The organism is Rhizobium sp. BG4, assembly GCF_016864575.1.
Classification (GTDB): domain Bacteria; phylum Pseudomonadota; class Alphaproteobacteria; order Rhizobiales; family Rhizobiaceae; genus Rhizobium.
Genome location: NZ_CP044126.1, coordinates 740,240 through 761,173, shown reverse-complemented (window position 1 = coordinate 761,173; position 20,934 = coordinate 740,240). Strand labels below are relative to the sequence as shown.

General features: G+C 62.3%; 22 protein-coding genes and 2 pseudogenes. 14 read left to right on the top strand and 10 right to left on the bottom strand.

The annotated features are described in order from the left end of the window. From F2982_RS23670 to F2982_RS23635, 8 genes and pseudogenes are all read left to right on the top strand, one after another. On the top strand, nucleotides 1-867 hold the full coding sequence (locus tag F2982_RS23670) for a carbohydrate ABC transporter permease (RefSeq protein ID WP_199625456.1): 867 nt from the start codon (nucleotides 1-3) through the stop codon (nucleotides 865-867). A gap of 6 nt (nucleotides 868-873) precedes the next feature. After that, nucleotides 874-1,971: a sn-glycerol-3-phosphate ABC transporter ATP-binding protein UgpC gene (ugpC, locus tag F2982_RS23665; protein ID WP_203431110.1), complete on the top strand. Its 1,098-nt coding sequence runs from the start codon at nucleotides 874-876 to the stop codon at nucleotides 1,969-1,971. A gap of 16 nt (nucleotides 1,972-1,987) precedes the next feature. Continuing rightward, a pseudogene (locus tag F2982_RS23660) lies at nucleotides 1,988-3,099 on the top strand (mandelate racemase/muconate lactonizing enzyme family protein). 11 nt (nucleotides 3,100-3,110) lie between these two features. Then, on the top strand, nucleotides 3,111-3,440 hold the full coding sequence (locus tag F2982_RS23655) for an L-rhamnose mutarotase (RefSeq protein ID WP_203431109.1): 330 nt from the start codon (nucleotides 3,111-3,113) through the stop codon (nucleotides 3,438-3,440). Then, nucleotides 3,433-4,512, top strand: coding sequence for a Gfo/Idh/MocA family oxidoreductase (locus F2982_RS23650; protein ID WP_203431108.1), 1,080 nt, complete (start codon nucleotides 3,433-3,435; stop codon nucleotides 4,510-4,512). Before F2982_RS23655 ends, F2982_RS23650 begins: the two co-directional genes overlap by 8 nt. A gap of 4 nt (nucleotides 4,513-4,516) precedes the next feature. Further along, a complete protein-coding gene (locus F2982_RS23645) occupies nucleotides 4,517-4,972 on the top strand; it encodes a MaoC family dehydratase (RefSeq protein WP_203431107.1) in 456 nt (151 codons plus the stop codon). A 4-nt stretch (nucleotides 4,973-4,976) separates the two neighbouring features. Next, nucleotides 4,977-5,711, top strand: a complete 735-nt coding sequence (locus tag F2982_RS23640; protein ID WP_203431106.1) for an SDR family oxidoreductase — start codon at nucleotides 4,977-4,979, stop codon at nucleotides 5,709-5,711. 29 nt (nucleotides 5,712-5,740) lie between these two features. Then, nucleotides 5,741-6,586, top strand: a complete 846-nt coding sequence (locus F2982_RS23635; RefSeq protein ID WP_203431105.1) for a fumarylacetoacetate hydrolase family protein — start codon at nucleotides 5,741-5,743, stop codon at nucleotides 6,584-6,586. Nucleotides 6,587-6,652: 66 nt separating this feature from the next. Here F2982_RS23635 and F2982_RS23630 read toward each other — a convergent pair whose 3' ends face one another. Beyond that, nucleotides 6,653-8,554: a potassium transporter Kup gene (locus F2982_RS23630; RefSeq protein WP_112712404.1), complete on the bottom strand. Its 1,902-nt coding sequence runs from the start codon at nucleotides 8,552-8,554 to the stop codon at nucleotides 6,653-6,655. Between the two features lie 297 nt (nucleotides 8,555-8,851). On the opposite strand from F2982_RS23630, the gene F2982_RS23625 reads away from it, so the two are divergent. After that, a complete protein-coding gene (locus F2982_RS23625; RefSeq protein ID WP_130280018.1) occupies nucleotides 8,852-9,991 on the top strand; it encodes an HWE histidine kinase domain-containing protein in 1,140 nt (379 codons plus the stop codon). Between the two features lie 3 nt (nucleotides 9,992-9,994). Here F2982_RS23625 and F2982_RS23620 read toward each other — a convergent pair. Next, nucleotides 9,995-11,643: pseudogene (locus tag F2982_RS23620) on the bottom strand (acyltransferase). Nucleotides 11,644-11,660: 17 nt separating this feature from the next. Next, nucleotides 11,661-12,929: an extracellular solute-binding protein gene (locus F2982_RS23615; protein ID WP_203431104.1), complete on the bottom strand. Its 1,269-nt coding sequence runs from the start codon at nucleotides 12,927-12,929 to the stop codon at nucleotides 11,661-11,663. Between the two features lie 160 nt (nucleotides 12,930-13,089). On the opposite strand from F2982_RS23615, the gene F2982_RS23610 reads away from it, so the two are divergent. Both F2982_RS23610 and F2982_RS23605 read left to right on the top strand, forming a co-directional pair. Next, entirely contained in the window at nucleotides 13,090-14,142 is a 1,053-nt protein-coding gene (locus tag F2982_RS23610) for a LacI family DNA-binding transcriptional regulator (protein ID WP_203431103.1), read from the top strand. A 41-nt stretch (nucleotides 14,143-14,183) separates the two neighbouring features. Further along, nucleotides 14,184-15,482, top strand: a complete 1,299-nt coding sequence (locus F2982_RS23605; RefSeq protein ID WP_203431102.1) for a hypothetical protein — start codon at nucleotides 14,184-14,186, stop codon at nucleotides 15,480-15,482. Here the strand turns inward: F2982_RS23605 and F2982_RS23600 are convergent. From F2982_RS23600 to F2982_RS23580, 5 genes are read right to left on the bottom strand one after another with little or no spacing between them, the layout of a single operon-like run. After that, on the bottom strand, nucleotides 15,479-16,057 hold the full coding sequence (locus tag F2982_RS23600) for a hypothetical protein (protein ID WP_203431101.1): 579 nt from the start codon (nucleotides 16,055-16,057) through the stop codon (nucleotides 15,479-15,481). The two genes, F2982_RS23605 and F2982_RS23600, sit on opposite strands and share 4 nt — an antisense overlap. Further along, nucleotides 16,047-16,610 carry a hypothetical protein gene (locus F2982_RS23595; protein WP_203431100.1) on the bottom strand — a complete coding sequence of 188 codons (564 nt, stop codon included), beginning with the start codon at nucleotides 16,608-16,610 and terminating at the stop codon, nucleotides 16,047-16,049. Before F2982_RS23595 ends, F2982_RS23600 begins: the two co-directional genes overlap by 11 nt. After that, nucleotides 16,607-17,194 carry a hypothetical protein gene (locus F2982_RS23590; protein ID WP_203431099.1) on the bottom strand — a complete coding sequence of 196 codons (588 nt, stop codon included), beginning with the start codon at nucleotides 17,192-17,194 and terminating at the stop codon, nucleotides 16,607-16,609. Before F2982_RS23590 ends, F2982_RS23595 begins: the two co-directional genes overlap by 4 nt. Nucleotides 17,195-17,225: 31 nt before the next feature. Further along, nucleotides 17,226-17,783: a thioredoxin gene (locus F2982_RS23585; RefSeq protein WP_203431098.1), complete on the bottom strand. Its 558-nt coding sequence runs from the start codon at nucleotides 17,781-17,783 to the stop codon at nucleotides 17,226-17,228. Between the two features lie 48 nt (nucleotides 17,784-17,831). Next, a complete protein-coding gene (locus F2982_RS23580) occupies nucleotides 17,832-18,164 on the bottom strand; it encodes a DUF6665 family protein (protein WP_199625880.1) in 333 nt (110 codons plus the stop codon). Between the two features lie 161 nt (nucleotides 18,165-18,325). Here F2982_RS23580 and F2982_RS23575 point away from each other — a divergent pair, with 161 nt between their 5' ends. After that, nucleotides 18,326-18,577 (top strand): hypothetical protein, encoded by a 252-nt coding sequence (locus F2982_RS23575; protein ID WP_130280004.1) that lies wholly within the window; start codon nucleotides 18,326-18,328, stop codon nucleotides 18,575-18,577. 15 nt (nucleotides 18,578-18,592) lie between these two features. Here the strand turns inward: F2982_RS23575 and F2982_RS23570 are convergent, their stop codons facing one another. Then, a complete protein-coding gene (locus tag F2982_RS23570) occupies nucleotides 18,593-18,763 on the bottom strand; it encodes a hypothetical protein (protein WP_165402676.1) in 171 nt (56 codons plus the stop codon). Between the two features lie 193 nt (nucleotides 18,764-18,956). Between F2982_RS23570 and F2982_RS23565 the strand changes: the two genes are divergently transcribed. Beyond that, entirely contained in the window at nucleotides 18,957-19,163 is a 207-nt protein-coding gene (locus F2982_RS23565; RefSeq protein WP_203431097.1) for a hypothetical protein, read from the top strand. Here the strand turns inward: F2982_RS23565 and F2982_RS23560 are convergent. Continuing rightward, nucleotides 19,160-19,384, bottom strand: coding sequence for a hypothetical protein (locus F2982_RS23560; RefSeq protein WP_203431096.1), 225 nt, complete (start codon nucleotides 19,382-19,384; stop codon nucleotides 19,160-19,162). The genes F2982_RS23565 and F2982_RS23560 overlap by 4 nt on opposite strands. A gap of 232 nt (nucleotides 19,385-19,616) precedes the next feature. Here F2982_RS23560 and F2982_RS23555 point away from each other — a divergent pair, with 232 nt between their 5' ends. Continuing rightward, a complete protein-coding gene (locus F2982_RS23555; protein ID WP_203431095.1) occupies nucleotides 19,617-20,891 on the top strand; it encodes a hypothetical protein in 1,275 nt (424 codons plus the stop codon). The last annotated feature ends 43 nt before the right edge of the window (nucleotides 20,892-20,934 follow it).

Here is a 20,934-nt window from a genome sequence, read left to right as displayed (position 1 = left end):
ATGGATCTCAATGCACAACAACGCCTGCGCCGCCGTATCGGTCGTGTCTTCTATCTGATCGGCCTGTTCCTGGCGATGCTCATCATCTGCCTTCCAGGCTTCTGGATCGTGCTCAGTTCGCTGCGCCCGCCGGTCGAAATCATGGCGAAGCCGCCGGTCTGGATTCCGAACGAGCTGTCGCTCGATGCCTACCGCGCGATGTTCTCCGGTATCGGCAAGGGTGGCATTCCGATCTGGGACTACTTCCGCAACTCGCTGATCATCTCGATCACCTCGACGGTGATCGCGCTGGCGATCGGCATGTCAGGCGGTTACGCTTTCGCGCGCTTCCGGTTTGCCGGCAAGTCCGCGACCTTCCTCGGCCTGATGCTGACGCGCTCGGTCCCGGGCATCGCGCTGTCGCTGCCGCTCTTCATCGTCTATTCGCGCATCGGCATCATCGATACGCATTTCGGCCTGATCCTGACCTATGTGGCGCTCAACGTGCCCTTCACGATCTGGCTGATCGACGGCTTCTTCCGCCAGGTGCCAAAGGATCTGGCGGAAGCCGCACAGATCGACGGCTGCACCCGCTGGCAGGCCTTCTGGAAGGTCGAGTTTCCGCTGGCCGGTCCAGGCATCGCCTCGGCAGGCATCTTCGCCTTCCTCACCTGCTGGAACGAGTACGCACTCGCCTCGCAGCTGACGCGTTCGGTCAATTCGAAGACGTTGCCGGTAGGCCTCCTCGATTACACGGCGGAGTTCACTATCGACTGGCGCGGCATGTGCGCGCTCGCGGTTGTCATGATCGTTCCGGCGCTGGCGCTCACCTTCATCATTCAAAAGCATCTCGTATCCGGCCTGACATTCGGCGCGGTCAAAGGTTGATTTCCCATGGCTCAGGTCTCCCTCAAGAAACTCGTCAAGCGCTACGGCGCGCTCGAAATCGTCCACGGCATCGATCTTGATATTGCCGACAAGGAGTTCATCGCGCTCGTCGGTCCGTCCGGCTGCGGCAAGTCGACGACGCTGCGCATGGTCGCCGGTCTGGAGCCGATTTCCGGCGGCGACATCGAAATCGGCGGCCGCGTTGTCAACGATCTGGCGCCCCGCGACCGCAATATCTCGATGGTCTTCCAGTCCTACGCGCTCTATCCGCATATGAGCGTGCGCGAGAACATGGGCTTCTCGCTGAAGATCGCCAAGGTGGCGCAGCCCGAGATCGATCAGCGTGTCAATGAGGCCGCTGCGATCCTCAGCCTTGAGGCGCTGATGGACCGCCGTCCGGCGCAGCTCTCCGGCGGCCAGCGCCAGCGCGTCGCCATGGGCCGCGCCATCGTGCGCAATCCCGAGGTCTTCCTGTTCGACGAGCCGCTGTCGAACCTCGACGCCAAGCTGCGCACGCAGATGCGCACCGAGATCAAGAAGCTGCATGCCAAGGTGCAGGCGACGGTCATCTACGTCACCCACGACCAGGTCGAGGCCATGACGCTCGCCGACCGCATCGTCATCATGCGCGATGGCTACATCGAGCAGGTCGGCACACCGGATGAAGTGTTCAAGCGCCCGGCAACGCGCTTCGTCGCCGGCTTCATCGGCTCGCCGCCGATGAACATTCTCGATGCCACCGTCGATGGCGACAGCGTCGTCTTCGCCAACGGCGATCGCCTGCCGCTGCCGGCAAAGTTCAAGAGTGCGGTGACGCAGGGCCAGAAGGTTACCTTCGGCCTGCGCCCCGACGACCTGTTCCCGACCGGTCACGGCCTGGTCACCGGAAGCGCCTCGGAGGTTCACGAGGCGAGCCTGCCGGTCAGCATCACCGAGCCGCTCGGCAACGAGACGCTCGTCTTCGTCGAATTCGCCGGCCGGGAATGGGTGGCGCGCATGCTCAATCCGCGGGCGCTGGCGACGGGCGAGCAGATCAAGATGAGCTTCGACCTGTCACAGGCGCATCTGTTTGCAGCCGATACCGGCAAAAGCCTGGCAATCTGAGGGGGAGGAGAGAGACATGGCCCGCATCGAGAAGATTGAAATCCGCATGGTCGACCTTGCTCCCAAGGTCAAGCGCACGGATGCCATCCAGAGCTTCGTCAGCCAGGAAACCCCGATCGTCACGATCACCGATTCCGACGGCGCGACGGGCATTGGTTACAGCTATACGATCGGCACCGGCGGCTCGTCGATCATGCGGCTGCTGTCGGATCATCTCGTTCCGCTGCTGATCGGCGAGGATGCCGATTGCATCGAGGCGATCTGGCACAAGATGGAATTTGCGACACACGCGACGACGATCGGTGCGATCACCGCACTGGCGCTCGCCGCCGTCGATACCGCTCTCTGGGATCTCCGGGCAAGAAACAGGGCCTGCCGCTCTGGAAGCTCGCGGGCGGCGCCAAGGATAGCTGCCCGCTCTACACCACCGAGGGCGGCTGGCTGCATATCGAGAAGGAAGCGCTGGTTGAAGACGCGCTGCTGGCGAAGTCGAAGGGCTTTTCCGGCTCCAAGGTGAAGATCGGAAAGCCGCATGGCGCCGAAGACTACGCGCGCCTTTCGGCCGTGCGCGCCGCTGTCGGCGACGGCTTCGAGATCATGACGGATTGCAATCAGGGCTTCATGGTCGATGAAGTAATCCGCCGCGCCGCGCGCCTGAAGGAACTCGACCTTGCCTGGATCGAGGAGCCGCTGCCGGCCGACGATCTCGATGGGCATATCCGTCTGTCGCGCTCGACGGCGACGCCGATTGCCGTCGGCGAGTCGATCTATTCGATCCGGCATTTCCGCGAATATATGCAGAAGGGCGCCTGCTCGATCGTCCAGGTCGATGTTGCCCGCATCGGTGGCATCACGCCCTGGCTCAAGGTCGCGCACGCCGCCGAGGCCTTCGATATCCCGGTCTGCCCGCACTTCCTGATGGAGCTGCATGTCAGCCTGGTCTGCGCCGTGCAGAACGGCAAATATGTCGAATACATTCCGCAGCTCGATCAGCTGACCACCAAGGGCATGGAGATCCGCGACGGCCGCGCGATCGCGCCGTCCGAACCAGGCCTCGGCATCAGCTGGGATTGGCAGGCCGTCGAGGCTCGCTCAATCAAGGAATTCACCCGAGAGTTTCGCGGCTGAGGAGAGTGGCCATGCGGCGCATGGGAATGGTTGTCGGGCTGAAACCCGAGAAGATCGCGGAGTACAAGGCCCTGCACGCGGCTGTCTGGCCGGAGATCCTGGCGCTGATCTCCGAATGCAACATCACCAACTATTCCATCTTCCTGAAAGAGCCTGAAAACCTGCTCTTCGGCTACTGGGAATATACCGGCGACGACTTCGACGCCGACATGGCGAAGATGGCGGCACATCCGAAGAACAAGGAATGGTGGGCCGTCTGCATGCCGCAGCAGCAGCCGCTCGAAACCCGCAAGCCCGGCGAATGGTGGGCGATGATGGAGGAGGTCTTCCATCATGACTGAGGCCTTCGATCCAAGCCGTCTGCGGCAATCATGGCCGCGCCCCGCCAAGCCGCGCCCGATCGTGATCTTCGGGGCCGGAAGCATCGTCGGCGACGCGCACCTTCCGGCTTACAGGAAGGCCGGGTTTCCCGTCGCAGGCATCTTCGATCCCAATCATGCCAAGGCGAGCGCACTCGCCGAGCAATGGGGCACGGTCGCCTTCACCTCTGAAGACGACGCGCTCAAGACCGAAGGCGCGATCTTCGATCTGGCGACCCCGCCCGCTGCCCATGCCGCAATCCTGTCGAAGCTGCCGGAAGGGTCCTTCGCGCTGCTGCAAAAGCCGATGGGCAGCAATCTGCAGGAAGCGACGGAAATCCTGTCGCTCTGCCGTTCCCGGAGGATAAAGGCCGCCGTCAATTTCCAGCTGCGCTTCGCGCCGATGATGCTGGCGCTGAAGGATGCGATCGCCAGGGGGCATCTCGGCGAGGTCGTCGATTTCGACGCATGGCTGGCGCTGGCGACCCCGTGGGGTCTCTGGCCGTTCCTCAAGGGACTGCCGCGCATCGAGATCGCCATGCACTCGATCCATTATCTCGATGTCGTCAGGGACCTGCTCGGCAATCCGCTCGGCGTCCACGCCAAGACCATCGGCCATCCGAACCATGAGGTGGCGCAGACGCGCACCGCCGCGATCCTCGACTATGGCGACAGGATCCGGTGCGCGCTGTCGATCAATCACGACCACGATTTCGGGCGCCGGTTCCAGGCCTGCGAATTCCGTATTTGCGGAACGAAGGGTGCTGCCTATCTGAAGCTCGGCGTCAATCTCGACTATCCGCGCGGCGAGCCGGACGAACTCTGGATCAAGGCCAATGGCGCCGATGATTGGGTCTCGGTGCCGCTCGACGGAACCTGGTTCCCGGATGCCTTTGCCAACCGCATGGCAAACCTGCAGCGCTTTGCCTCCGGCGAAGACGATGCGCTCATCGGATCCGTCGAGGACGGATGGCAAACGATGGCGCTTGTCGAAGCCGCCTATCAATCGAGCGCGAGCCCGGCGACGCCGCTGAGCCCGCTGCCGAAGGAGTGATCCCGTGTCCGAACAGACCATCCATTACGAAGACTACGCGCTGAACGCCGTTCGCACGACGACGGGACGCACGATCACCGAAACCGACTTCGTGGTCCATGCCGGGCATACCGGCGATTTCTTTCCGCATCACATGGATGCCGAATTCGCCAAGACGATGCCCGGCGGCCAGCGGATCGCCCATGGCACGATGGTGTTCTCGATCGGCGTCGGGCTGACGGCGACGCTCATCAACCCGGTCGCCTTCTCCTACGGCTACGACCGCCTGCGCTTCGTCCGCCCCGTCCATATCGGCGATACGATCCGCACTCGCGTGACGATCTCCTCGAAGGAAGACGATCCGAAGCGACCGGATATGGGCCGCGTCGTCGAGCGTTGCGAAGTGCTGAACCAGCGCAATGAAGTCGTGCTCGCCGCAGACCACATCCTGCTCGTCGAGCGCAAACAGAAACAGGGATAGAACCATGACACAGGATTTGGCCGGCAAGACCGTTCTGATCACCGCTGCAGGGCAGGGGATCGGCCGGGCCTCGGCGATCGCCTTCCATCAGGCCGGTGCCAAAGTGCACGCGACCGATATCAACACCGAGACGCTGGCGCAGCTTAGCGCCGAGACCGGGATCTCGACCCACAAGCTCAACGTCCTCGACGAAGCGGCAGTGAACGCCTTGGTCTCCGAGATCGGCCGGGTCGACGTGCTGTTCAATTGCGCTGGGTTCGTCCATGCCGGATCGATCCTCGAAATGAAGGACAGCGATCTGGAATTTGCGCTCGACCTCAACGTCAAGGCGATGATCCGCACCATCCGTGCGGTGCTGCCCGGGATGCTGGAGCGCAAGGATGGCTCGATCATCAACATGGCTTCGGTCGCCTCGAGCATCAAGGGCGTGCCGAACCGCTTCGCCTACGGCGTGACCAAGGCGGCCGTCATCGGACTGACCAAGTCGGTCGCCGCCGATTATGTCGCCCAGGGCGTCCGCTGCAACGCCATTTGCCCCGGCACCGTCGAGAGCCCGTCGCTGCAGGATCGCATGAAGGCACAGGGTGACTACGAGACGGCACGCGCCGCCTTCATCTCCCGCCAGCCGATGGGCCGCCTGGGGTCGCCAGAAGAGATCGCCGAGCTCGCCGTTTATCTCGCCGGCGCCACCTACACATCGGGCCAGGCCTACGCCATCGATGGCGGCTGGACGATCTGATTTCCGGAAGACAACAGAATGGAAGCATCATGAAATTTCTTCGTTACGGTGAAGCCGGTCAGGAAAAGCCCGGCCTTCTCGATGCCGGTGGCACGATCCGCGATCTCTCGGGCCATCTGACCGATCTCTCCGGCGCAGCGCTGAACCCCGATCGCCTCGCAGAACTGTCGCGCATCGATGCGAGCACGCTGCCTGCCGTCGACTGCAATCCGCGGCTCGGCGCCTGCGTGGCCGGAACCGGCAAGTTCATCTGCATCGGTCTCAACTATTCCGACCACGCCGCCGAGACCGGCGCCACCGTGCCGCCGGAGCCGATCATCTTCATGAAGGCGACCTCCGCCATTGTCGGTCCCAATGACGATCTCCTCATCCCGCGCGGTTCGGAAAAGACCGACTGGGAAGTCGAGCTCGGCATCGTTATCGGCAAGACCGCGAAATATGTCAGCGAAGCCGACGCGCTCGATTATGTCGCCGGCTATTGCACGATCCACGACGTCTCCGAACGCGCCTTCCAGATCGAGCGTTCCGGCCAGTGGACCAAAGGCAAGTCCTGCGACACGTTCGGTCCGACCGGTCCGTGGCTGGTCACCAAGGACGAGGTTCCCGATCCGCAGAACCTCGGCATGTGGCTGAAGGTCAATGGCGAGACGATGCAGAACGGCTCCAGCAAGACCATGGTCTATGGCGTTGCCTATCTCGTCTCCTATCTCAGCCAGTTCATGTCGCTGCACCCGGGCGACATTATCTCGACGGGCACGCCGCCCGGCGTCGGCATGGGCATGAAGCCGCCGCGCTATCTCAAGGCAGGCGACGTCGTCGAACTCGGCATCGAAAAGCTCGGCAACCAGCGCCAGGCCGTCAGGGCGGACATCTGACAGCTCCAGGCTGCCGGTGAGCAAGAGGCGGGGCATGAGCTCCGCCTCTTTCATTTTAAGAAGATGTCAGATCGTCGTCTGCAGCCCGAGTTCGACGACGCGGCCGGATGGCAGGCCGAAATAGTCGGTCGCATTCCCGGCATTCTGGGCAAGAACGATGAAGAGGCGGTCCTGCCAGAAGGGCATGCCGCCCTTCTTCGACGGCAGCAGCGTCCTGCGCGACAGGAAGAACGAGGTCGACATGATGTCGAACTTCAGGCCGAGCTGGCGCACGAGCACGAGCGCGCGTGGGATGTTCGGCGTCTCCATATAGCCGAAGGTGATAATCAGCCGGCTGAACAGCGGATTGAAGCTCTCGAGGAAGATCTTCTCGTCATCAGGCACGAACGGCGTTGTCGCGGTGATGACGCTGAGGATGACGTTCTGCTCGTGGATCACCTTGTAGTGCTTGAGGCTGTGCAGCAGCGCCGTCGGCGCGCCCTCGACGTCGCTGGTCAGAAAGATCGCAGTGCCGGGAACGGTCGGTGGCCGCTTCTGCGCGAGACGGTCGATGATCGAGGCGAGTGGGATCTCGTCTGCCCTGGTGCGGGCAATCAGCAGACGGCGTCCCGCCATCCAGGTGTACATGATCAGCCCCATCGTCGAGGCGACGGCCACCGGCACCCAGCCGCCATCGGCGAACTTGGCGACATTGGCGATGAAGAAGCCGCTGTCGATGAGGAACAGCGGCACGACGACGGCAGCGGCGGTTATCGGTTTCCAGTTCCAGATGCGGCGCATGACCACGAAGAGCAGCACGCTGGTGATCACCATCTCGCCGGTCACGGCAATGCCGTAAGCAGCCGACAGCCCACTCGAATTCTTGAAATAGAGCACGAGCGCGACGACGAAGATAAACAGGAACGAGTTCACCTGCGGCATGAAGATCTGCCCGGAATGGGTCTCCGAGGTGTGCAGGATCTGCAGGCGCGGCAGCAGATTGAGGTGCATCGCCTGGCGCACCAGCGAATAGGCACCCGAGATCACCGCCTGGCTGGCAATGACCGTTGCGGCGGTCGCAAGGCAGACCATCGGCACGCGGGCCCATGGCGGATGCATGCCGAAGAACGGGTGCGCGGCCATCTCCGGATTGGCCAGAACGAAGGCGCCCTGTCCGAAATAGTTGAGCAGCAGGCACGGAAAGACGAGGCAGAACCATGCCATGACGATCGGCTTGCGGCCGAAATGGCCGAGATCGACATAGAGCGCCTCGGCGCCGGTGACGGCGAGGAAGACAGCGCCGAGAACGGTGATCGTCAGCCCGACATTGCTTGCGGCATAGGTGACCGCGTGAACGGGGTTGATCGCGCCGAGGACGGCCGGATCGTCGAGAATATGAATGCCGCCGCTGATGCCGAGCACGGCGAACCAGAGCGCCATGACCGGGCCGAAAACGGATGCGACGCCGCCGGTGCCGAAACGCTGGACGAAGAACAGAACGGCGATGATCGTCAGAGTGATCGGCACGATCCAGTCGGACAGCGCCGGTGCCACCACCTGAATGCCCTCGACCGCCGACAGCACGGAAATCGCTGGCGTGATGATCGCGTCACCCAGGAACAGCGAGGCGCCGGCGACGCCAAGCACGAGCACCCAGACCGGACGCCCGACAAGGCTCTGGCGCGCGAGCGTCATCAGGGACAGCGTGCCGCCTTCGCCTCGGTTATCCGCCTTCAGAACGAAGGTCACGTATTTGACGGTGACGACGATCGTCAGCGCCCAGACGATCAGCGAGAGAATGCCTAGCACATTATCGCGATGCGATCCTGATCCCGCCGTCGCATGCAGCGCCTCTCTGAAAGCATAGAGCGGGCTGGTGCCGATATCGCCATAGACGACGCCCAAGGCTGCCAGAACGAGCGCGGGCAGACCATTTCGGGTCTCGTGCCCCAGCTCGGGATCTTCGGATCGCAATTGCGGGAATGTCAACGAAGGGGTCCTGTTTCGAGCTTCGTGTCAGCGAAGCAATAGCTGCTGCCTTGCGGCGATATGATTGATATCGGCAAACGCCTGATGTGCAAAGCTTCGAGACGGTCCATACACAATCAGCTTTCCAACGCCGTGGCCGGACTTTCGTTGCGTCGCATGCGCCGGTTGCGGCAATTTTGGAAGGCGATATCTTTGAAAATATAAATCGATCCGGTTGTTAGACGTATCCCATCAAAACCTGTAGGATGCCACCTTGAGTGGTCGAGAAACGGCCGCCGGCCCCGGAAGGAGGCCGCTATGACACCCCTGGATTACACAGATCAGCAAGCGACGCCGCTCGCCGTCCTGACGCACGCGATTGCGCAGCTTGCCGGCGCGCGCGACGCCAGCCATGTCGTCGGGATCATCCGCGCCACCGCGCGCAGCATGATCGGCTGCCAGGGCATCGCCGTGATCCGGAAAGAGGACGACCTCTGCCACTATATCGAAGAGGATGCGATCGGCGCGCTCTGGAAGGGACAGAAATTCCCGGCATCGGCCTGCGTCAGCGGCTGGGCGATGGCCGAGCGCAAGACGATCGTCATTCCCGATATCGACCACGAGGACCGCGTTCCGCGGGAGCTCTATCAGGACACGTTCGTTCGCGCGATCGCCATGACGCCGGTTCGTCCACAGGATCCGATCGGTGCGATCGGCGCCTATTGGGCGGCGCCCTATCAGCCGACGAGGATGGAGATCGAGATTCTCGAAGCGCTGGCAAGTGCGGCGGCGACGGCGATCGAAAACGTCCGGCTGATCGTCGCGCTGTCAGGCGCTCTGGAGGAGGCGGAACTCGCCCGCGATGAGCTGCGCCACCGGGTCAAGAACGCCTATATGGGTGCGCAAAGCCTGGCGAAGCTCTCGATAAAGGGCGAAGCCGCCGATGATCTCGTCGGGCGTATCCAGGCCCTTTCGCGCGCCCATTCGCTGCTCGACGAACGCATGTCGCGGGATGCCAGCATCGACATCCGCGATCTTATCGAAATCGAGGTCGAGCCTTACCGAAACACAGCGCCTGGACGGATCGTGCTCAGCGGTCCTTCGATGGAGATCGACAGTACCCGGGCCGTGCCCTTGGGGCTCTCTATCAACGAGCTTGCAACGAACGCGCTCAAGCACGGCGCGCTGTCGATCGAATCGGGCACGGTCGAAATCACATGGTCGCGGAATGGCGAGGCCATTTCTCTCTCGTGGATCGAGACGAATGGACCGCGCGTTGGAAATATCGGCCGGACCGGGGAGGGATCGGGCCTGCTCGCCCGCCTCGTCGAGCGCCAGCTTCGCGGCACGCTGGAGCATATTTTCGATCCCGCGGGTGTCCGCTGCCGGATTGCCTTCCGGCAGGGCGAGCATCCGCGCGTACCGGTGGGCGTTTCCCTCCCGGTGGCCGGTAAGTAGCGCCTAAAGCCCGAGACCGACGGTTTCGGTGCGATGGACACCTTTGGGAACGAAGGCAAAGGCGCCAGCAAGCCCGAGATAGTCGGCGGCGAGATGAACGACCGAGAGCCACATCTCGGTGCCCTGAAGGCTAGCCGGGCTGCCGTCGGCAAAGGCAAAACCCTCGCCATCCTGCCATCGATCAAGCGCTCTTACGATGATTTTGCGCGCAATCTCTTCGCCATCGCCGCGCCGGTAATCGGTCTGCCGCGCGATCAGCAGCAGTGGGTGGATCGTGTCGAGGAGATTGCACGCGGTGTATTTGGCGCCGGTGAAACCCTCGTGATTGCGGTAGTTCAGCAGCAACGTTTCGAAGGATGCCTGCGGGTTCGGAAGCGGAACCCCGAATTGCGCATAGGTGCCGCGGGTCAGGCGGTAGAAGCCGTTGACCGGCTGCAGCCAGCCTTCGAGCGTTGTGGGCTCGCCCCAAAGGCCGGTCGCCTTGTTGATATGTCGAGTGAGCCAATCGAAGAGCGCCTGGCGCGGTTGCTCGACGTTGAAATAGCGGGCGTTGAAATACATCGCCGTTCCGATCGCGTCGACGACGCTCCCGGCACTCCAGGCCGATGTCTTCCAGGGCAGAGCTGAAAGCCACCGGTCGAGCTCGTCCGCATCGATCTGCACCGCCTGGATAGCCTGGCGCGGACGCGATCCGAGCACTTCGAGCGCATATCCGACGGAAAGGACGTTATAGAGTGCCTTCGGATCTTCCCGGAGCGGACGATCCCGCGGTGTATTCTTTTCAGGGAAGAGACCGGTCTCCTCGTCCTGCAGGTCCTGCAGAAGCTCGATCGTCGCCGTCGTATCGAGGCCCGGCGGAAATGCCCCGAACCCTGCGGCAATCTCGATCGCATCGTTGAGATGCCGGGCGGCCGGGCGGCTGATGCCGTCGGCTTCCAGCGATTCATAGATTTCGGCGGTTTTCCATCGCCCGAGAATTTCGGGCCACTGCGCCTGCGCCTTGTTGCCCAGCTTCTGAAGCCGGTCCTCGATGCCGCCGGAAGCGGAGAGGCGGGAGGGGCGCCGCGCTTGCGGATGACGCGCGCGGGCACGCCGCCGGCAATCGACATCGGCGGGATCTCGCCGGCGACGACGGCGCCCGCGGCGATCACCGCGCCGCTGCCGATGACTGCGCCGTCAAGAATGACGGCATTGGCGCCGATCCACACATCGTCGCCAATCGTGATGCCCGTGGTCGTCACTTTCTGGCGGTGGATCGGCAGGCTGGTGTCATCGAAGCCATGGTTGAAGCCGACGATCGATGCGTGTGATGCGATCCTGACGCCGTTCCCGCAGGCAACTTTTCCGGAGATGCAGGCATAGGGGTTGACGGTGCAATCGTCGCCGAGCGTGATGTCGCCCCTGACCAGCGCATGGCCGGCAATCCAGGACCGCTCGCCCATCTTCAGCCTCTCGGTGAAGACGGCGGCATGCTCGGCAATGTAGGCCGTCTCCGCCAGTTCAGCGCCGCACGCCCTCTGGAGTGCCGCCTTGCGTGCCAGATGCGCCGGATGAAGCAGGTCACCGGCCACGCGTTCCCAGGGAAGGAACTGCAGCCGGCGCGCTTCATCCTCTTTATCCACGGCCGGGTTCGGATTGTTTCGCTGATCCATGATCGTCTCGCTGCGGTCTAGCCGCCCAGTATGCGCTTGCCTTCCGACATCAGCTGCTTGCCGGCGTCGGACGGCGAGATCTGCTCGAAGGCCAGGCTGTCGGCCGTTGCCGTCAAAACCTGCTGCGAAAACTCCGCAGCTCCGATCGGGATGGCGGGCGGATAGGGCCCGACCCGGTCCTTCAGTGAGGCGATATAGTCGATCGTCTGCTTCGAGATCTTGTCGCCGGTCGCCGCCACGTCACCCTGGATCTTGGTATTCACGGGCACGCCGCGCTCGGTTCCAAGCGCATGTCCGGCATTGGTGTCATTGACGAAGAAGTTGATGAACTTGGCCGCCGTCTCCGGCGATTTCGACCAGGGTGAGATCGACCATAGCGTCGAGGGGCGGTAAAACAACCCCGAAGGGCCGCCGGCATCCTGTACCGGAAGCGAACCGATCGACATTTCGGATTTCGCAAGCGCGCCGTAGCCGGCAAGCTGGTTGGAATAGGCAAAAGCCATGACGGCATTGCCGCTGGCGATCGGGTTCGTCTCGATATTGCCCTTGTCGAGCGCCTGGATGTCGGCGGTGACGCAAGCGCCCGCCTTGGCCATCTGGTCCCAATAGTCGAACCATTCGATCGCATCCGCCTCTTCGAAGCCGAGATGTCCGTCCTGCGTGAACAGCGTCTTGCCGCGCTGGCGCAGCCAGACCTCGAAGACGAAGCTGTAGCGCGCGCCGTTGCCGACGGCGAAGAGATTTCCGGAACCCGCCGCCTTCTTGAAATCGGTGCAGATCGTCTTGAATTGCTCCCAGGTGGTGGCCGCCGTGGGCCCGGGGACGCCCGCCTTCTCCAGGGCAGTCTTGTCGACGATGAGCGCGGCGGCGTTCAGCGATGTCGGTATGCCCGTCAGCTTGCCGTCGACCGTTCCGAGATCGAGGGCGCCGGGCGAGAAATCCTTTGAGGCGATGATACTGTCGCGGAACGGTGAAAGATCGAGCGTCGCGCCGCGGCGCGAATAATCGGCGAAGGTCACCGGTTCCAGGGCGAAGACATCGGGCACGTTGCGGCCGGCAACCATCGTCGCGAGCTTCACCCAATAGTCCGACGTGGCGACCTGCCCGACGAATTTCGCGTCAGGGGTGGCGGCTTCGAACTGCTTGATGACCTCGCCGGTCCGTTTCGCACGGTCGGGATTTCCCCACCAGAAGACCCGCAGCGATTCTTCCGCCGCCATGGCGCGAGGAATGTCGATGACCGCTGCCGCGAGTGCGCTTGCGATAAATTCCCTTCGTCTCAGCATCTTCCCCTCCCAGGTCAATGCCGCCCGCTTGATGCGGCGACGGGGCAACGATAAACGAAAATGTGATGCAGAAAAGAAAAATTTCGTAATAAACGAAAATTTCTTCCTCATCTGGTGGAGGGCGCTTTTCTCGTGCTAGATGGAATGCGAGGAGAGCCCGATGTCACGCAGATCGAGAATTGCCGATATTGCCGAAGCCGCCGGCGTTTCGATTGCGTCGGTCTCCAAGGCGCTCAACAACCGCTCCGGCGTCGGCAACGAAAGCCGCGAGCGCATCCTCGAAGCGGCCGCGCGTCTCGACTACCGGCACAGGAACAATGATCTGGCCGAGGCCTTTCCTTCGGGGCTTGCCGTGGTGACGACGGCGGCGCTCTATCTCAATTCGAAATTCTACGAAGGCGTCATTCAGGGCGCGCTCGATGCGGCGCGCGAGGCTGGCATCGATGCCAAGGTCAATCTGCTGACGCCCGATATCGAGACCGGAAGCGTCAATGTCGAGAACCTGCTTGCGGCCGAAGGCGCGTCCCTTCTGCTCGTCGGGCTCGATCATCCCGTCCTCATCGAGCAGGTCGTCAGAAGCAGGGCACCGGCTGTCATCGTCAATGGTATCGACCGGACGATGCGGATCTCCTGCGTCTTGCCGGATAACCGTTCGGCCGGATGGCTGGCGACGACGCGGCTCCTGTCGGAGGGGCATACCGAAATCGTCCATGTCAGCCGTCTGTTCAGGACCTCGCTCAAGGAGCGCTTCGACGGCTTCCGCGATGCCATGCAGGAAGCGGGCATTGCGATCGATCCCGAACGGCATCTGTTCGACCTGACGGCCGCCGGCATTCTCGAGCCGGACACCTCGAAGGCGTTGATCGAATCCATGCAGAAGGGCCGCTTCGAGAAGGCAACGGCTTTCGTCTGCAGCAACGACATCATGGCGCTCGGTGTGGTCGATGCGCTGCGCGGACGCGGCCACAGCATCCCGCGCGATTTCTCGGTCATCGGCATGGACGACATCTCGATTGCCCAGCACAGCAACCCGCCGCTGACGACGATGAGGATCGAGCGCGAGGAGCTCGGACGCGTTGGCTGGGAAATCCTGAAGGAAAGGGCGCTGAACCCGGATGCCAGGGTGCGGCGCGTGGGAATGTCCGTCAGGCTCATAGAGCGCGGCACCGTCGGCCCGCCGCGCCACTACCTCCGCTCCTCGCCAAATCGATAGGCGGGGTGGCGTTTTCCGGTGTGCCGGTTAGTATCAGAGACATGACCGCGCTCGTTCAGGACAGCACTTCGCCGGTGCGCCCGCTCTTCCGGCTTCCCTTTCTGACACTTCGTCTTCTGTGGCGGTTCTGGCCGCAACTGATGGCGCTCTGGCTGGTCGGCGTTATCGGCAACGCTGTATTGAACGAGATGGCCGTGATGCTTGGGCGATTGAATGGCATCGCCGGCCTGTCAATGCTCGCCTTCGTCGTTCTCCTCAAGCTCGTGATCATCGTCGCCTTGTTCCGGACGGTAAGGCCGGGCCTCCCCGCGCTCGATGCCGCTTCGCGCACTGCCGAGGCGCGGCCGGAGAGGGCGAAGGGTTCGGATTCCGGAGCTTCCGGCTTCACCTCGGCTTTAGCGCTGACGCTTCTGCCGTTCTTTGCCTACTACACCGCCTGGGGCCTGCTCGGCGATACGATCCGCGAATATTCGAAACTCTCCTTCGACCTGACGATGTTTGGCGAGGACGCCAATATTCTGGAGTTTTCGACAAGCACCTGGCTCATCGCCTCGGTTGCCATCGCCTGGGCGGTGCGCCGGTTTGCCAAGGCGATGCACAAGCGCTCGAAGTCGCCGGTCTGGCCGCTGGTGATCGTCGTCTGCGACGCCAACTGGGCCTTTATCGGTCTTTATGTGATTTCAAGCTGGGAAGACGAGATCAGGGCCTGGGTCGCTCACCTGCCGGAGGCAATCGGCCAGTTGTTTGCCGCGCTCGACCCGATCGGAAACGCGATCGCCGCGACAGTCTTTCCGCCGACGGCGGAAGCGGCGTCGATCAGCACCTATGATCAGATCCGCAACCTGTTCTTCTACGCCGTTTATCCGGCAGTGTGGCTGACGCTCGCCGCAATCATCTACGGCTATGACATCAATGGCGAGCGGCCGATGAGCGAAGGGCGCATTGCCCGCATCGTGTCGCGCTGGGACGGGCTTCCGTCCTTTGTCCGAGACTTCATCGCCCATTTCATCGCCGGTACGGCGAAGCGCTACAGGGCGCTGGCGGAAGGCATTGGGCTGGCGATCGGCTCCGGTCTCGCCTTGGCCCTCAGCGTCATTGTGCTTTACCGGGTGCTGGATTGGGCGGCTGCCTGGGCCTGGTATGGAACTGCCAATCTCATCGGTCCCCACGATCTTCACACCTGGCAGATCATCTCGCAGGGGATATCGCTGTTTCTCGGAAGCCCGAGCGCGCCCGGCGATGTCGGCGTTCTCGTCGTCCCGGTGAAAATCTGCCTGCTTGCCGCGGCGCTTGAAATCGGCTTCGCGCAGGGCCGCGAGTGGCGGCGCAGCGCCAGCTAGTTCTGCTGCAAGCCGAGCGGCAGGGCCAGAGCCTCCGGCCGCGTCGACGCAAAGCTCAGCCTTGCCTGAAGCGACTGCGCCGCACCGGCGGGGATCACGAATTTTTCCTCGATCTCGACCTCGGCATCCCTGGCCGGCGGCTGGCGGGATGCTGCTGCGCATCCCTCGACCGGCTTTGCCTGTGGATCGAGCGTGCGGCTGATCGTGTCGGAGGAGATGAAATCGAGCGGCGCCCATTCCCGGCCGCTGCCGTCGGTCAGCGACATCCTGCAATCGAACCAGGCATCGCCGATGTCGCCTTCGGCCTTCGCGGCGAGGCGAACGATCAGCAGCCGCCTTTCGCCGGGAAAGATCACCTTGGTATCGCGGCCATCGCCGATCAGCCGGACCTTTTCAAGTCGCCAGAGGGCACCGGCATAAGCCTGCTGCTCGCTATTCTCGCGAATGCTGAGCTCGTTGCGCTGCACATAATCCTCGATATTGCGCCAGGCAAAGATGCCGTAGCCGGCAACCAGCAGGACCGGAAGCGCGCAAAGAGACAGCAGACGGTAGCGTCGTTCGGTTCTAGAGGCCATTTTCGCCGATCTCCTCGATCTTGCGCGTCTCGATGCCGTTCTGATCGAGACGGATATGGATCTCCGCGTCGAGCTGCGGCCCGGGTTGGCGCGAGACGATGAGGGTCATGCCGGCGGTTTCCTCTTCCGGCATCTCGAAGATGAAGAGGCCGCTGGCCGGAAGGCCGGGCTGCAGCGTCTTATCGCTGAAAAGCTGCGGCGCGCCATCGGCGCGGTGGCTCTGCCGGTAGAGCCGGCCGGACGCGCCTTCGATCGCCGCGGCGCGAAGCGGCATGGTCTCGTGCTTCGTCTCGGCATCGGCGGTGACGATCACAAAAATCCCTTGCGTATCGAGCGACACCGGACTGCCATACCGCTTGAAGGCGAGGGTTTTCGCCCGCAGGACCTTGTTGGCCTTGAGGCTGAACGCGTCGCTTTCGACTGTCTGGTGCTGCGGACCGAAGGTTTCGAGCGGGCCGGTCAGCACGGCATAGGACGGCGTTGTCGAATGCAGAAATGCCAGCACGGCAAAGGCGGCGACGACCAGCAACAGCGATGTCAGAAGCCGCATCATTGTGCCGCTCCCTGCTGCGAAAGCGGCAGCTCGACCTTGGCGACGTCGCTCGCCGGAAACCAGCCGGGCGCCGCATAGAGATTGTCCTTCGCCTTGTAGGTGGTTCCGGCAATGGTGAGGCTCAGCCTGTCCGGCAGTTTCTGCGAGGCCGGCACCTGCCAGACAACAGCGATCTTCTCGGGCATCAGGGGCTGCAGATCCCAGAGTGTGCCCCGATCGCGCATCAGGTAGAATTGCGGCTCCGGCGCATCCGCCAGATCCGGCCTGATCGTTCTCCTGTAGAGGTTGGAGCTTTCCTCCGTGATATTCTCCAGCGCCGCTTCGACGACAAGCGCCTTCTTGCCGTCGGGAATGCGCGAACCGTCAGGCATTTCGCTCGAGACCCGCGCCGAATAGAGCGTCACATTCCACTGGCCGCTATCGACCGATGTGCCCGGCGCGACCGTCGCAATCTCGCCCGCCGTTCGCGCCTGATAGAGCGACAGGCCGAGCGAAAGCGCTGCGGCCGCAAAGCCGCCGATCCCGGCAATGAGCTTTGCCGTGAACGCCTTTCTCGCTTTCTGACTTCTCGATGGCTGCTTCATGCGTCAATCGGTTCGCGCTTGTCAGGCGCTCTCACCCCACAAGCTTCTTAGCCCAGACTTCGATCTCGTCTCCGCTGCCGAGATCGGGCTGTACCAATCCGTCGATCATGAAGGTGGGCGAGACATGGATGCCGTTCTGGCGGGCATATTTGGCGTGCCATTTGATCTCGCGGTCGAGATCGGCGATCGCGAAGGCTTCGGCGAGCTGGAGGCCGCTGTAATTGGCGATCCGCTTGAGGATGCCGTTCGGCGTCGCGTCCATATTGGGGCCGCCGGCGTGATGGGCGAACTCGAATTCCTCGCGGTGGTCGCCGACGGCGGCGAGCACTTTCCTGGCGCTTTCCTTGCCGCCCTCAAGCGTCGATGCCGCCAGAATGGCGCGGACGATGACGCCTGAAAACATGTGCCAGGGCTGGGACTGCAGGCGGATCTTGATGGTGACGCGATCCTCTCCGGCAAGTTTCAGCAGGCCGTCGAGCTTGCGGAACGCCTTGACGGAATAGGGGCAGGTCGGCTCCAGAAAGACTTCGAAGATCCGCTTTCCGTTGCCCCATTCCAATGGGTCGGCTTTCCAGTTCGTCATGCTCATCGTCGATGTTCCTCGGGATTGATATTTCGGGATTGGTGGGGCGGTCGGCTATCGCCGCGGGGCTGCGCCGAGACGCGCAAGCACGTGGTTGGGAATGCCGTAACGCTGGATGACATCGCGGGTGTTGCGCAATCCGCAAATGTCGCGCTGCACGAAAAGCGCCCAGACGGCCTGCGCTGCCGTATCGACGAGCTGCTCGCGCTCGGCTACCGGCACGCCCTTCTCTTCGGCTGTCTTGAGCGAAAAGAGCGCCTGCTCGACGGACAATCCCTGGCGGCCAAGCGAACTCGCGCGTTCAGCCGCCAGCTCATATTCGAGGACGCCCAAGCCGGTTTCGACCAAGTTCGATGGGTTCAAGCTGCGGGGTGCGCGCATTGTCAGCCAATCAAATATGTCATCGCTATCCAAGGTCTTACACCATAGGCAGGCGAAAACGGAACCCTTGAACTGACGCTAAGGAGAGATAGGTGACCATTCACAGGCGGCAGTCATGAAGTCGCCAAACTGATGGTTAATGCTGACGTCAAAGCGAGGAGGTAAGCGTGTCAGTCACTGATGATCGCTATGTCGAGATAACGACCCATCTGCGCTCGGCGCAGTCGTTTTGTGACTTCCTGTCGAAGGGAGGCACCGTACGCGTGGCCCAATCCGACGGCGGTGCTTTCAAGGATGTGACCGCCGAGCTTCTGTTGCGGCAGCAGAATGAGGTGCAGCGGCTGAAGCAGGTGCGCAGAACCCTGTTTCCCGATCGCGCCGACGAAGATTTCCAGCCGGGCCTCTACAGCCACCACTGAAATGATTTCCAACAATCAGGCGGCGAGCGGCTCCCGCTGCTTGCCCTTGCTGTCGAGCTGACGATTGCGGTCGTTGGCAGCGGTTTCCAGAACCTTGGCAAAGTCGCCCAGGCTCACCTTGTCGGCGCGCAGCAGCAGCCGGATCAGCGGATCCTTCAGGGCTTCGGACATCGTCAAATCTTGCATGATCATCTCCATCTTTGCGAAGGAGATTACCACCGCTCTGTAAAGGCGGCATGTCGTGCCGGTGGCAAAACTAAGGCAAGGACATCTTAGATTTAGGACGACTACAAAGTCTAATCAGTAATTTCTCATATAATATTTACGAATTGACGCGAAATTAGACAGAATCTCAAAGTCGATCTCTGGTGAGGCTGTCGTGTTTGTTGTGTCGATTATAGATGACGGCGACGAACGGAACTTTGTTGCTACCGATCTTCGCGTTGGCCATGGCGATATCCTCATCGAGGCTGGCGGTGTTCGCCACCTCTTCAGGTTGGCCGATGTCATCGACATCGTGCCGATAGGCAAGGAGCGGGCCGAGATCGCCCGCAGCCCCGCCTTCCGTTGCCGCCTGGTCAGCTAGCGCTGCCGTCTGAACTCGACGGTGATCACATTGTCAGGCTGCGTCTCGATCTGCGGCGCCACGAATTCTTCCTCGGGCTCCCGCGGACCATCCCTGACCGCGATCAACTCGCGCAGGTCGCGAATCGTGCGGTGCTGAAAGGCCACGACCTTCTTGTAGAAGTCGACGATGTCCTGATGTTCTTTCTGGGTGATGAACTTATTTTCCAGCCGCTCGCTCATGGTGAAAGGCTCCTCTTCTATTCTGCAAACGAGCGAACCCGGCGCACGTTCCGTCTATCGAAAGCCTATGGTTAGCAAAGTGTTGCGCTTCGACGCGGGGCTGTTGCCGGGAGGAGACGGCGAGGCTGACGCCGCCGATATTCGGCTGCGGTTTCGTCGATTTCGCTTGAGCCAGGCGACGCGGGATGACTAGATCGGGCCGTTTCCAGCGGGTGATTTTCGAGGAGCTTTCATGCGCTTTGCGGCTTTGGCTTTCCTTTCCGTCGTCGCCACGGCGCCCCTTGCCGCTGCCGGCGAGGCCGTGACCTTCTCGGGCACGATCGGCAAACTGCCGATCATCGTCGAGCTCGCCAATGGCGCCAGCGGCCAATACGAGGCCGGGCGTTACTCCTACATGGCGAAGGGCGCCGACATACCGTTGCATGCTTCCGCAAACGGTAAGGGCAGCGTGACCCTTGAGGAGGAAAAGCCCTGCACGCCGAAGCTCTGCAAGAAGGCGGATGACACGCAGGTCGACGAGGCGCCGATCGGCGCCACCTGGAGCCTGAAGGCCGATGCCGCCGGCGGTCTCGCAGGAACCTGGAAGGACGGCGAGAGCGGCAAGGTGTTGCCCATAAAGCTGGAGCGGAAGGGCAGCCGTATCTTGCGCGATTCCGATGATCTCTTCGATGCGATGGATCCCGGCTACTATCCGTCCGGACATCCGGAGCCGCCGGTTTTCACCGCCAAGGACCTGCCCTACGATTTCCTCAAGGTCTCACGCCCGTTGAAGGAAGGGCCGATCACCAATGCCGGTCAGCTGAGCTATCGCATGGATGAGGATAGCCGCGTCGGGCTCGCCTATCCCACCGTCGTCTCGCTTGGCGGCGAGGATATCGGGCCGATCAATGCCTATCTCGCCCAGCAGCGGCTGCAGTTCGAAATCCCGGCCTTCACCTGCCTGTCGCGCGCCTATCTCGGCTTTGCCTGGTCCGGTTTCGATGGCGAGGGGACGAGCGGTTTCGATGGTGGCGGCCAGGTGACGGTCGAGCATCTCAGCCCGCGTCTCATCGGTATCTCCGAGAGCGGCAGCTTCTATTGCGGTGGGGCGCATCCTGACAATTTCACCGATCACCGGCTTGCCGATGCGCGCACCGGCCAGGCGCTGGTGCCGGAAAAGCTGTTGAAGGGCTGGGTTGCCAAGGACGATAGCGGCAACATTATCGACCCCGCCACGGCGGCGAAGGATGCGATCATCACCTGGGGGCCGGATGATGAGCTTGCTGCCTATGTGAATAGCCATCGCGACAAGATGGATGCCGATAGCGAGCAGGATTGCGGCTATGACGATCTCGTCAAGCAGAACCTCGCCGTCTATTTCACGCAGGATAGCCTGGTCTTCACGCTGCAGGGCCTGCCGCATGTGATCTTCGCCTGCACCTACGACATGCTGAGTGTGCCGCTGAAGGACGCTCGGCCGCTTCTGACCGACGCCGGCGCGAAGTATTTTGCGGAGCTGGATAACTAGCTGCGCTAAGGCGAACCATCGTCGCCTGTGGTCATCTCCGGCC